Annotated in this window: 9 protein-coding genes and 2 pseudogenes; 2 read left to right on the top strand and 9 right to left on the bottom strand. The window is 70.9% G+C overall.

All coding sequences use genetic code 11. The features are described from left to right. The 8 genes and pseudogenes from AB0I76_RS12790 to dnaE all read right to left on the bottom strand — a co-directional run. Positions 1 to 400 (bottom strand): annotated as a pseudogene (locus AB0I76_RS12790) (transcriptional regulator); the annotation flags it as partial. Positions 401 to 477: 77 nt separating this feature from the next. Then, positions 478 to 1,491, bottom strand: coding sequence for a branched-chain amino acid ABC transporter permease (locus tag AB0I76_RS12785; RefSeq protein WP_357033969.1), 1,014 nt, complete (start codon positions 1,489 to 1,491; stop codon positions 478 to 480). Further along, positions 1,488 to 2,369 carry a branched-chain amino acid ABC transporter permease gene (locus tag AB0I76_RS12780; RefSeq protein ID WP_357033967.1) on the bottom strand — a complete coding sequence of 294 codons (882 nt, stop codon included), beginning with the start codon at positions 2,367 to 2,369 and terminating at the stop codon, positions 1,488 to 1,490. Before AB0I76_RS12780 ends, AB0I76_RS12785 begins: the two co-directional genes overlap by 4 nt. Then, positions 2,366 to 3,625 (bottom strand): ABC transporter substrate-binding protein, encoded by a 1,260-nt coding sequence (locus tag AB0I76_RS12775; RefSeq protein ID WP_357033965.1) that lies wholly within the window; start codon positions 3,623 to 3,625, stop codon positions 2,366 to 2,368. Before AB0I76_RS12775 ends, AB0I76_RS12780 begins: the two co-directional genes overlap by 4 nt. Before the next feature lie 44 nt (positions 3,626 to 3,669). After that, on the bottom strand, positions 3,670 to 4,362 hold the full coding sequence (locus AB0I76_RS12770) for an ABC transporter ATP-binding protein (protein ID WP_357033963.1): 693 nt from the start codon (positions 4,360 to 4,362) through the stop codon (positions 3,670 to 3,672). Further along, a complete protein-coding gene (locus AB0I76_RS12765) occupies positions 4,349 to 5,110 on the bottom strand; it encodes an ABC transporter ATP-binding protein (RefSeq protein WP_357033961.1) in 762 nt (253 codons plus the stop codon). The genes AB0I76_RS12770 and AB0I76_RS12765 overlap by 14 nt, the downstream gene beginning before the upstream one ends. Before the next feature lie 259 nt (positions 5,111 to 5,369). After that, positions 5,370 to 6,407: an aminotransferase class V-fold PLP-dependent enzyme gene (locus tag AB0I76_RS12760; RefSeq protein WP_357033959.1), complete on the bottom strand. Its 1,038-nt coding sequence runs from the start codon at positions 6,405 to 6,407 to the stop codon at positions 5,370 to 5,372. A gap of 105 nt (positions 6,408 to 6,512) precedes the next feature. Then, positions 6,513 to 10,046 carry a DNA polymerase III subunit alpha gene (dnaE, locus tag AB0I76_RS12755; protein ID WP_357033957.1) on the bottom strand — a complete coding sequence of 1,178 codons (3,534 nt, stop codon included), beginning with the start codon at positions 10,044 to 10,046 and terminating at the stop codon, positions 6,513 to 6,515. Positions 10,047 to 10,284: 238 nt separating this feature from the next. On the opposite strand from dnaE, the gene AB0I76_RS12750 reads away from it, so the two are divergent. Both AB0I76_RS12750 and AB0I76_RS12745 read left to right on the top strand, forming a co-directional pair. Next, positions 10,285 to 10,824, top strand: a complete 540-nt coding sequence (locus AB0I76_RS12750) for an RNA polymerase sigma factor (protein WP_357033955.1) — start codon at positions 10,285 to 10,287, stop codon at positions 10,822 to 10,824. After that, positions 10,817 to 11,389 (top strand): hypothetical protein, encoded by a 573-nt coding sequence (locus tag AB0I76_RS12745; protein ID WP_357033953.1) that lies wholly within the window; start codon positions 10,817 to 10,819, stop codon positions 11,387 to 11,389. Before AB0I76_RS12750 ends, AB0I76_RS12745 begins: the two co-directional genes overlap by 8 nt. 9 nt (positions 11,390 to 11,398) lie before the next feature. Here the strand turns inward: AB0I76_RS12745 and AB0I76_RS12740 are convergent. Then, a pseudogene (locus AB0I76_RS12740) lies at positions 11,399 to 11,677 on the bottom strand (serine/threonine protein kinase); the annotation flags it as partial.

Raw genomic sequence — 11,677 nt, 5'->3', positions numbered from 1 at the left:
CCCACGGCAGCGCGGGCCCGAGCAGCAGGCTGCCCCGGCCGCGTTCCCGCAGCGCGGCGGCGAGAGCGTGCAGGCCGAGGCAGTGCGTCTCGTGCTCGGCACCGGCGAGCAGGACACCGTCGGCGGGCAGCGGCCGGACCGGCTCACGCAGGTGCACGTCGAGGCCCACGCGTACGCCCTCGGAGAGCGCGTGTTCGACGGCGATCTCGGTGGCGGTGTGGCCCGGCAGGGCGGCCAGCATCGGGATGCAGACCCGTTCCCACAGCGCGGGTGCACCCCACTGGCCGGCGAAGTCGACGATCAGCGCGGCGACCCGGTTGCCGTCCAGGTCCTCCGCGGCGAGCGAGAGGCGCTTGCGCGCGACCTCGACGGCGTCGGCCGAAACCCCTTCTGTCAACACCAGACGTACCCCCGGGTAGACGATCACTACCAGGGGGTTCGCCGGAAGGGCGCGCTACGGATGCGCCCCGCTTGGGATTACCTGCGGCGGGATGTCCACCAGCGCAGCGCGAGGGCGGACGCGGTGCCCCAGATGCCGCGCCGGAAGAGCAACACGACGAGGACGAAGATGCTGCCGGTGACCAGGCCGATCGTCTCGAAGCCGGAGAACGACAGCCAGTCCTCCAGCCGGACCACGATGCCGGCGCCGAGCACTCCGCCCCAGAGCGTGCCGATGCCGCCGAGGACCACCACGATGACCGCCTTGCCGGAGGTGGTCCAGTGCAGGACCTCCAGCGAGACGAAGCGGTGGCCGACCGCGAACAGGCCGCCGCCGAGCCCGGCGATGAAGCCGGAGAGCACGAACACGGTCAGCTTGTAGCGGTGCACCGGGTAGCCCAGCGCCCGCGCCCGGGCCGGGTTGTCCCGGATGCCGACCAGCACCCGCCCGAAGGGTGAGTGCACGACCCGCCACGCCCCGGCGAGGCCGAGCAGCACGATCGGCAGAATCGCGTAGTAGAAGTAGTAGTCGTCGGTCAGGTCCATACCGAAGAACGACCGGGGTACGCCCTGCAGGCCGTTCTCGCCCTGCGTGACCGACCGCCACTCGTTGGCGATGTAGTAGACCATCTGCGCGAAGGCCAGCGTGACCATCGCGAAGTAGATGCCGGTCCGCTTCACCGCGAGGTACCCGATCGGTACCGCGAGCACGGCCGCCGCGAGGGCGCCGGCCAGCACGGCCAGCGGGAAGGGCAGGCCGACGTGGATGGCCACCAGCCCGGTGACGTACGCCGACGCGCCCCAGAACGCCGCGTGCCCGAAGGACATCAGCCCGGTGAAGCCGAGCAGCAGGTCCACCGCGACGGCGAACAGCGCCCAGCAGAGGATGTCCACGGCGACCGCAGGGTACAACCCGTTGGGCAGCCAGAGCGCGACCACCAGCCCGAGGGCGAGCAGCGCGTACCGGACCCAACCGGGTGCCCGGGCCACGGTGACCAGGCCGGAGCGCGCCGGGCGGGCCGCCTCGGCCTCGGTGTCCACGGTGCTCGTCATGCCGGTGCCTCCTCACGGCCGAACAGCCCGGCCGGCCGCCAGAGCAGCACGACGGCCATCACGATGAAGACGATCGTCTGAGAGATGATCGGGAAGTCCGAGAGGTACGCCTCTCCCCACGCCTGCACCAGGCCGATGCCGAAGCCGGCGGCGACCGAGCCGAAGATCGAACCCAGCCCGCCGATCACGACGACGGCGAAGACCACGATGATCAGGTCGGCGCCCATCAGCGGGTTCACGGCCCGCATCGGCGCGGCCAGCACGCCGGCCAGCCCGGCCAGGCCGATGCCGAAGCCGAACACCGGGGTGACCCAACGGCCGACGTCGATGCCGAAGGCCCGGGTCAGCTCGGGCCGCTCGGTGGACGCGCGGACCACCATGCCGACCCTCGTGCGGGTGAGCACCCACCACACGCCGACGCAGACGGCCACCGCGAAGCCGAGGATGAACACCCGGTACGTCGGGAAGTCGAAGAGCCCGAAGTCCACCGACCCGCTGAGCGCGGACGGGGTCTCGTACGGGCTGGACTGCACGCCGTACCGGAGCTTCACCAGGTCCTGGAGGATCAGCGTGAGGCCGAAGGTGAGCAGGAAGTTGTAGAGCGGGTCGAGCCGGGTGAGCCGGTGGATGAAGGCCCGCTCCAGCGCCATGCCGAGCAGGGCCAGCCCCACCGGCATGATCACCAGGGCCGCCCAGAACGGCACCCCCGCCTCGGTGAGCAGGACGTACGCGCCGAACGCGCCGAACATGTAGAACGCGCCGTGGGCGAAGTTGACCACCCGCAGCATGCCGAAGATGACCGCGAGCCCGAGGGCGAGCAGGGCGTAGAACGCCCCGCTCACCAACCCGTTGAACGTGTTCTGGAGAAAACCGGTCACAGCTTGCAGTCCGGGGACGGGGTGCGGAACGCCTCCGCGGCCGGGATGGTCTTCAGGACCTTCACGTAGTCCCACGGCTCGGTGACCTCGGACTGCGGCTTCACCTGCGCGAGGTACGCGTCGTGGATCACCCGATGGTCCTCGGCGCGGATCTTGCCGTTGCGCAGGAAGACGTCGTTGACCTCCTTGCCCTCCAGCTCCTTGACCACCGTGTCGGCGTCGTCGGTGCCGGCGGCCTGCACGGCCTCCAGGTACTGCATCGCCGCGGAGTAGTTGGCCGCGTGCGCGAACGACGGCCGGGTGCCGGTCTCCTTCTGGAACCGGTCGGCGAACTCACGGTTCTGCTGGTCGAAGTTCCAGTACCAGGCGTCGGTGTAGGTGGTGCCGGCCAGCGCCGCCGGGGTGAGCGAGTGGATGTCGGTGATGAACATCAGGCCGACCGCCAGCCCGACGCCCTTCTCCCGCAGCTTGAACTCGTTGTACTGCTTGACCACGTTGACCAGCTCGGCGCCGGCCTGCATGACGCCGAGGACGTCCGGCTTCGGGTTCAGCGTCGGCGCCTTGAGCAGGAAGGTGGAGAAGTCGCCGCTGGTGTTCGGGAACGGCGTCCCGTCCTTGCCGACGATCTTGCCGCCGGCGGCCGTGATGGCGGTGGAGAAGTTCTTCTCCATGTCCTGACCGAAGGCGTAGTTCGGGTAGAGGATGTACCAGTTCTTGCCGACCTGCTCGGTCGTGGTCTTTCCGGTGCCGTTGGCCAGCATGTACGTGTCGTACGCGTAGTGGAACGTGTACTTGTTGCAGCTCTTGCCGGTCAGGTCGGTGGTGGCGGCGCCGATGTTGAAGTAGAGCTTCTTCTTCTCCTTCGCCATGTCCGCGACCTTGAGCGCGGCCGAGGAGGTCGGCACGTCGAGGAGAAGGTCGACGTTCTTGCGGTCGTACATCTCCTGGGCCTTGCTGTTGGCCACGTCCGGCTTGTTCTGGTGGTCGGCGGTCTCCACCGTGATCTTGCTGGTCACCGCCTTGTCGCCGTGCTTCGCCTTGAAGTCGGCGATGGCCATCTCGACGGCCTTGACCGAGTTCTTCCCCGACAGCTCGGAGTAGGCGCCGGACTGGTCGTTGAGGACGCCCAGCACGATCGAGTCGCCGGTCAGCTTCCCGTCGCCGCCCGCCTGGGGACCACCGCCGCCGCAGCCGGCGACCAGAACCATCGCGGCCGCCGACGCGGCTGCCACACCCACCGTCCTACGCATGCTCATCCCTTTCGTCCGCGCGCCGCGCGGGGTTCAGTCGTCAGAAAAATTCAGATGCCGAGGTACGACAGCAGCTCGCGCTCCCGCGACCGCACCTCGGAGTTGTCCATCGCCTCCGCGATGCGTCCCTCGGCCAGCAGGTAGTGCCGGTCGGCGACGCCGGTGGCGAAGTGCAGGTTCTGCTCGACCAGCAGCACGGTCACGCCGTGCCGCTTGGCCTCGCGCAGGAGTTCGCCGACCTGCTGCACGAGCAGCGGCGAGAGCCCCTCGGTCGGTTCGTCGCAGAGCAGCAGCCGGGCGCCCATCCGGAGCACCCGAGCCAGCGCGAGCATCTGCTGCTCGCCGCCGGAGAGCATGGTGGCGGCCGAGTCGCGCCGCTCGTAGAGGGCGGGGAACGCCTCGTACACCCGCTCCAGCGACCACGGGTCCGGCCCGACGGTCGGCGGGAGGGTGAGGTTCTCGGTCACGCTGAGCGTGGCGTAGCTGCCCCGGTCGTCGGGCACCCAGCCGAGCCCGAGGCGGGCCCGCCGGTGCGCGGGCAGCTTCCCGATGTCCCGCCCGTCCAGCTCCACGGTGCCGCGCTGTCCGGCGTGCAGCCCCATCACGCAGCGCAGCAGGGTGGACTTGCCGGCGCCGTTGCGGCCGACGAGGGTCACCACCTCCCCCGCACCGACGTCGAGGCTGACCTCCCGCAGCACCTGCGCCTCGCCGTACCAGGCGGACAGGTTCTCAATGCGCAGCATCAGCGGCTCCCAGGTAGGCGGTGATCACGCGCTCGTCGGCGCGAACCTGCTCGTACGGGCCCTCGACGAGGACCTTGCCGGCCTGCAGCACGGTGACGGTGTCGGCGAGGCGGCCGACCACGCTCATGTTGTGCTCCACCATGACCACGGTCCGGCCCTGTCGGACCCGGGCGACCAGCTCGACGGTCCGGTCGACGTCCTCCAGGCCCATCCCGGCGGTGGGCTCGTCGAGCAGCAGCACCTTCGGGTCCAGGGCGAGGGCAATGGCCAGCTCCAGGGCCCGCTTACGCCCGTACGCGAGCGCCTCGGACGGCGCCTCGGCCAGCTCGCCGAGCCCCACCATGTCGAGCAGTTCGCCCGCCCGGTCGGTGTAGCGGCGCATCAGCTTCGCCGAGCGCCAGAACTGCCAACCCAGGCCACTCGGGCTGGCCAGCGCCAGTTCCACGTGCTCCCGGGCACTCAGCTGGGGGAAGAGGCTGGTGATCTGGAAGGAGCGGGCCACACCCAGTCGGGCGATCTGCTCCGGCGGCAGCCCGGTGATGTCCCGCCCGTCCAGCTCGATGCGCCCGCCGCTGGGCGCCAGGAACCCGGTGAGCAGGTTGAACAGGGTCGTCTTGCCGGCACCGTTGGGGCCGACCAGCGCGTGCACGCTGTCCGGTGCGACGTCGAGGTCGACACCGTCGACCGCCCGGAAGCCCCGGAAGTCGCGGGTCAGCCCGCGAGCCGACAGGAGCGCTTGCCCGGTCATGGCCACATCCTCCGCAGGTCTGGCGCGACGTCCGGTCGGTGACCGCGGTCACAGGGCCGTCGCGTGCAGGAAACCTACGGCTGGACTTCACGGGCGAGCTATGTCGACGGCACCCATATTCCGGGGGTCCGGACCGTGCGGAACGGCTATCCACGGACGGCGAGCGCCCACCAGGGACATCGACGGCACTGACTACCCGCGGACCCGGTGGGACGACCATGTGGCCGCCCCACGGCCGACGGCCGACGAGGTGCGCGGCTCAGGAGGTCAGCGCGTCGAGGGCCAGGTCGACGTCGGCCTCGGTGGAGTAGAGGTGGAACGAGGCGCGGACCCGGCCCGCGCGCACGGCGGCGCGGACTCCGGCCCGTTCCAGCCGCTCCTGCGCGCCGGGCACCTCCACCGTGACGATGGCGCTGTCACCCGGTGGCCGGCCCAGGCCGGCCAGGAACCGGTTGGCCAGCGCCACGTCGTGGGCGTGGACGGCGGGCACCCCGATGTCGGCGAGCAGTTCCAGGGCGGGGGCCGCGCCCACGTAGCTGAACCAGGCCGGCGAGATGTCGAACCGCCGGGCGTCGTCGGCCAGCCGCAGCGGCGGGCCGTAGTAGGAGGCGTGCGGGTCGACGCCCGCGTACCAGTTGGCGGCGTCCGGGCGCAGCCGGTCGCGCAGCGCCGGGGCCAGATAGGCGAACGAGGCGCCGCGCGGCGCCATCAACCACTTGTACGCCCCGACCACGACCACGTCCGCCCGCGTCCCGTCGAAGGGCAGCCAGCCGCAGGCCTGGGTGGCATCCACCGCCACGAGGGCGCCGTGGGCCCGGGCCGCCACGACGATCTCGTCGTACGCGGCCACCGTCCCGTCGGCGGACTGCACCAGACTGAACGCGACCAGGTCGGTGTCGCCGTCGATCGCGTCCGCCAGCTTCTCCAGCGGCACGGTGCGCACCCGCACGCCGCGCGGCTCCTGCACCAGCCAGGGGAAGAGGTTGGAGGTGAACTCGACGTCGGGGACCACCACCGTGGCGCCGGCCGGGAGGGAGGCGGCGACCGGGGCGAGCAGCTGCGAGGCGGTGGCACCGATCGTCACGTCGGCGACCGGAACACCGGCCAGCCGGGCGAACGCCTCCCGGGACCGCCGGGTCGCCCCGTCCCAGCTCTCCCAGGACGTCCGCCCGACCCGCCAGTCGGCCAGTGCGCTCTGCAGGGCGTTCCACGCCGGCTCGGGCGGCAGCCCGTAGGAGGCGGTGTTCAACCAGCCCGGCTGGGGCTGCCACAGCTTCTGCGCCTGTTCCAGGTCCATGCCGCCGACGCTAACCGCACTGGTCAGCGCAGGGGACAACCAATCGGGCGGCGGCGGCCTGCGGTCATCGCCGTACGGTGTCGAGCTGCCCCACAGGTGGGGCGGTCAGCTGACGTTGGCGGGGCCGAGGACGCTCTTCAGGTCGCCCATGAGGGCCGTGGTGGCGGCCACCCGGAACGGGCCGAGCCGCAGCGTGGTCACCTTGCCGCCGTTGAGCAGCTTGACGTGCACCTCGGTGTCACCGGGGTGCAGCACCAGAGTTTCCTTGAGGCGTTCCACCAGCGGTGGCGTGCAGCGGTGCACCGGGATGGTCAACGTGATCGGTTTGGTGCCCGGGTTGCTGCTGACGTCCGGCATCGACATGTCCATCGCCATGACGCGCGGTGTGTCGTCGCGCCGGTCGACCCGGCCCTTGACCACCACGATGGCGTCCTCGGCGATGTACTGCCCGATCACCTCGTACGTGTTGGGGAAGAACAGCGTCTCGACGCCGCCGGCCAGGTCCTCCAGGGTGGCCGACGCCCACGCCCGGCCCTGCTTGGTGACCCGGCGCTGCACGCCGGAGAGGATGCCGGCGAGGGTGACCACCGCCCCGTCCGGGACGGTGCCCTCCTCGGAGAGCGCGGCGATGGTGCAGTCGGCGGCCGCCCCGAGCACGTGCTCCAGGCCGAACAACGGGTGGTCGGAGACGTAGAGGCCGAGCATCTCGCGTTCGAAGGCGAGCTTGTCGCGCTTGTCCCACTCCCCCTCGCCGATGACCGGCATGACCGTGGTGCTGCCGCCGGTCTCCGCCTCGCCGAAGCCGGCGCCGAAGAGGTCGTACTGGCCGACGGCCTCCTTGCGCTTGACGTCGGCGTACGCGTCGATGGCGTCGGCGTGCACGGTGAGCAGGCCCTTGCGGCTGTGCTGGAGCGAGTCGAACGCCCCGGCCTTGATGAGCGATTCGATGGTCTTCTTGTTGCAGACCACCGCGTCCACCTTGGACAGGAAGTCGTAGAAGTCGGTGTAGTCGCCCTTCTCCTCGCGGCACCGCATGATCGCGGTGACCACGTTGGCGCCGACGTTGCGGATGGCGCCCAGCCCGAAGCGGATCTCCCGGCCGACCGGGGTGAACGGCCCGGCGGAGGTGTTCACGTCGGGCGGCAGGACCTGGATGCCCATCCGCCGGCACTCCGACAGGTAGAGCGCCATCTTGTCCTTGTCGTCGCCGACGGAGGTGAGCAGCGCCGCCATGTACTCGGCCGGGTAGTGCGCCTTCAGGTACGCCGTCCAGTACGACACGAGGCCGTACGCGGCCGAGTGCGCCTTGTTGAAGGCGTACCCGGCGAAGGGCACCAGGACGTCCCACACCGCCTGGATCGCCGCGTCGGAGTAGCCGCGCTCGCGGCAGCCGTCCCGGAACGGGATGAACTCCTTGTCGAGGATCTCCTTCTTCTTCTTGCCCATCGCCCGGCGCAGCAGGTCCGCCTGGCCGAGGGTGTAGCCGGCGAGGATCTGCGCGGCGCGCTGCACCTGCTCCTGGTAGACGATCAGGCCGTGGGTGGGGGCCAGGATCTCCCGCAGCGGCTCCTCCAACTCCGGATGGATCGGGGTGATCTCCTGGAGGCCGTTCTTGCGCAGCGCGTAGTTGGTGTGCGAGTCGACGCCCATCGGGCCGGGCCGGTACAGGGCCAGGACGGCGGAGATGTCCTCGAAGTTGTCCGGTTTCATCAGCCGCAGCAGCGAACGCATCGGCCCGCCGTCGAGCTGGAACACACCGAGGGTGTCGCCCCGGGCCAACAGGTCGTAGGCCGCCTTGTCGTCCAGCGACAGGGCCAGCAGGTCGAGGTCCTTGCCGTGGTTGAGCTGGATGTTCTTGACCGCGTCGTCGATGATCGTCAGGTTGCGCAGGCCGAGGAAGTCCATCTTCAACAGCCCGAGCGACTCGCACGTCGGGTAGTCGAACTGGGTGATGATCACCCCGTCGGAGTCGCGGCGCATCAGCGGGATGTGCTCGATGATCGGCTCGGCGGACATGATGACGCCGGCGGCGTGCACGCCGGTCTGCCGGATCAGGCCCTCGATGCCCTTGGCGGTGTCGATCACCTTGCGCACGTCGGGGTCGGACTCGTACAGGCCACGGATCTCGCCGGCCTCCGCGTACCGGGGGTGCTTGGGGTCGAAGATGCCGGTGAGCGGGATGTCCTTGCCCATCACCGCCGGGGGCATCGCCTTGGTGATCCGGTCGCCGACCGCGTACGGGTAGCCGAGGACCCGGGCCGAGTCCTTGATCGCGGCCTTCGCCTTGATCGTGCCGAAGGTGGCGATCTGGGCGACCTTGTCCTCGCCCCACTTGTCGGTGACGTACTTGATGACCTCGCCGCGCCGACGCTCGTCGAAGTCGATGTCGACGTCGGGCATGGAGACGCGCTCGGGGTTGAGGAACCGCTCGAAGATGAGCCCGTGCGGGATCGGGTCCAGGTCGGTGATGCCCAGGGCGTACGCGACGAGCGAGCCGGCGGCCGAGCCACGGCCCGGACCCACCGCGATGCCCTGGTTCTTCGCCCACTGGATGAAGTCGGCGACCACGAGGAAGTACGACGGGAAGCCCATCTGGATGATGACACCCAGCTCGTACTCGGCCTGGACGACGTGGCCCTCGGGGACGCCACCGGGGAACCGGCGGGCCAGGCCCTTGAAGGTTTCCTTGCGGAACCAGGACTCCTCGGTCTCCCCGTCGGGCACCGGGAAGCGCGGCATCAGGTTGTGGAACTCGAACATCCCGGCCGGGTCGACCCGCTCGGCGACCAGCAGGGTGTTGCGGCAGCCCTCCAGCCAGACGTCGGAGCCGTCCACGGCGCGCATCTCGTCGGCGGACTTGATGTAGTAGCCGCTGCCGCCGAACTTGAACCGGTTCGGGTCGGCGACGTTGCTGCCGGTCTGCACGCACAGCAGCACGTCGTGCGCCTCGGCCTGCGCCTCGTGGGTGTAGTGCGAGTCGTTGGTGACCACCGGCGGGATGCCGAGCTTGCGGCCGATCTCCAGCAACCCGTCGCGGACCCGCTTCTCGATGTCGAGGCCGTGGTCCATCAGCTCCAGGAAGTAGTTCTCCCGGCCGAAGATCTCCTGGTACTTCGCCGCGGCCTCCAGCGCCTGCGCGTCCTGGCCCAGCCGCAGCCGGGTCTGCACCTCACCGGAGGGGCAGCCGGTGGTGGCCATCAGGCCGTCGGAGTACTCCGCGAGCAGCTCGGTGTCCATCCGTGGCCACTTGACGAAGTAGCCGTCGGTGTACGCCTTGGAGGTGAGGGTGAACAGGTTGTGCAGGCCGGTCTTGTTGCGCGCCCAGATCGTCTTGTGGGTGTAGCCGCCGCTGCCGGAGACGTCGTCGCTCTTCTGCTCCGGCCGACCCCAGCGCACCCGAGACTTGTGGAACCGCGACTCCGGCGCCACGTACGCCTCGATGCCGAGGATCGGGGTGACCCCGGCGGCCATGGCCTGCTTGTAGAAGTCGTTCGCGCCGTGCATGTTGCCGTGGTCGGTCATCGCCACCGCCGGCATCCCCTGCCGCTCGACCTCGGCGAAGAGGTCCTTGAGGCGGGCCGCGCCGTCGAGCATCGAGTACTCCGTGTGCACGTGCAGATGCGCGAACGAATCGCCCATGCGTGGCCCCCCCGGGTCGGATCATGGGATGGTCGAGGTCGGTCGGCCTACCCTATCCCCGCCCTCGGCGGCGCCTCCAGCAGCCGCGCGGACGACCCGCGACGGGTGGTGTGGATCTCCCCCGGCCGGCGCCCGGTGCCGGCGGCCGGCAGTCGGCTGCCGGACTCGCCCGCCGCGTCGGGGCGTCGGCGACCGTAGCCTGGAGCCAGGGAGAACCGGCGAGCATGGGACGACCCTGATGCCCCTTCCGGACGGTACCGACGAGCTGGCCCGCTCCGCCTCCGGCGGCGACGCCGCCGCGCTCGACGCACTGCTGGTCGCGGTGCGGCCGGAGGTGCTGCGGCTCTGCGCCCGCCTGCTGCCGCACCGCGAGGACGCCGAGGAGGCGTGCCAGGACGCGCTGCTCGCGCTGTCGGTGGGGATCAGCCGGTTCGAGGGCCGGTCGTCGTTCCACACCTGGCTCTACCGGCTCACCGCGAACCGCGCCCGGTCGACCTACCGGGTACTGCGCCGGCGCTGGCTGGTGGAGGCCCACGGCGTGCCGCTGCCCGAGATGCCCGACCCACGGCGCACCAGCGTCATCGCCGGCACCCGGCTCGACCTGCTCGACGCGCTCGACGCGGTCCGGCCCGACCTCGCCGAGGTGGTCACCCTGCGTGACGTGCTCGGGCTGGGCTACCGCGAGATCGCCGCCCTGGTCGGCGTGCCCGAGGGGACCGTGAAGTCCCGGATCCACCAGGCCCGCCAGCAGGTCCGGCAGCGGATGTCCGATGGCTGAGCCCAGGCGGGCGACCATGTGGTCGGCTGCCGCCCTCGTCGCCCTGCTGACCGGAGCCGCGGCCTGCGGCGAGACCCCCGTCGCGCCGCTGCCGGTCCAGCCGCCGGCGCTGTCCACCACCACGCCCGACCGTTCCGGGACACCCGCCACGGCCCCCGCGCCGACCCGGCCCTCGCCGTCGACGACCAGGTCCACGGCGGCGACGACGGGCGCGACGACGGTCCGGCCATCCCCGCCGCGCGGTCCCACCCCGACCCTAAGCAGGAGTACGCCACCACCGGCGCCGACCACGCTGCCGGACGCCTGCCTCGGCGCGGTCCGCTACGACCTGGTTCTCGCCGAGACGGAACTGGCGCTGGTGCGCTCGCTGTGTTTCGCCACCGGTGGGGTGCTGCGCATCAGGGGCATCGGGCCGGGCGAGGTCACCGTGGACCGCGAGGACCTGGTGTCCCGCAGCTACGAGGCCGGGGTGGTGGACATCCGTTTCGTCCGCGTGGGCACCGTGGTCGTGACGATCCCGCAGAACGGCACGGCGTACCCGATCACGGTGGTGGTGGTGGTGTGACCACCTGACCTAGCGGGCCCGCACCCCCGCGAGCAGCCCGTCGACGAAGTCGACGTCGCCGCCCGGCGGGGGCACCACCTGCACGTAGAGCAGGCCGGCGGGGTCGGCCACGCGCCCGACCGCCTCGACGATCACCGGTCGCCCGTCCGGGCAGGAGAACCGGGCCACCACCCAGTCGACGTCGCCCCGCCGGGTACGCCGCACCGGCGCGGCGACGCAGTCGGCGTGCGGGCGCTCGGCGAGGAACGCCTCCGGGGTGGCACGCCGGGCCGTACGGGCGGAGAGGCC

Origin of the sequence: Micromonospora sp. NPDC049799 (assembly GCF_040656655.1) — a bacterium.
Taxonomy (GTDB): domain Bacteria; phylum Actinomycetota; class Actinomycetes; order Mycobacteriales; family Micromonosporaceae; genus Micromonospora.
This window is presented reverse-complemented; position numbering and strand designations above follow the sequence as displayed.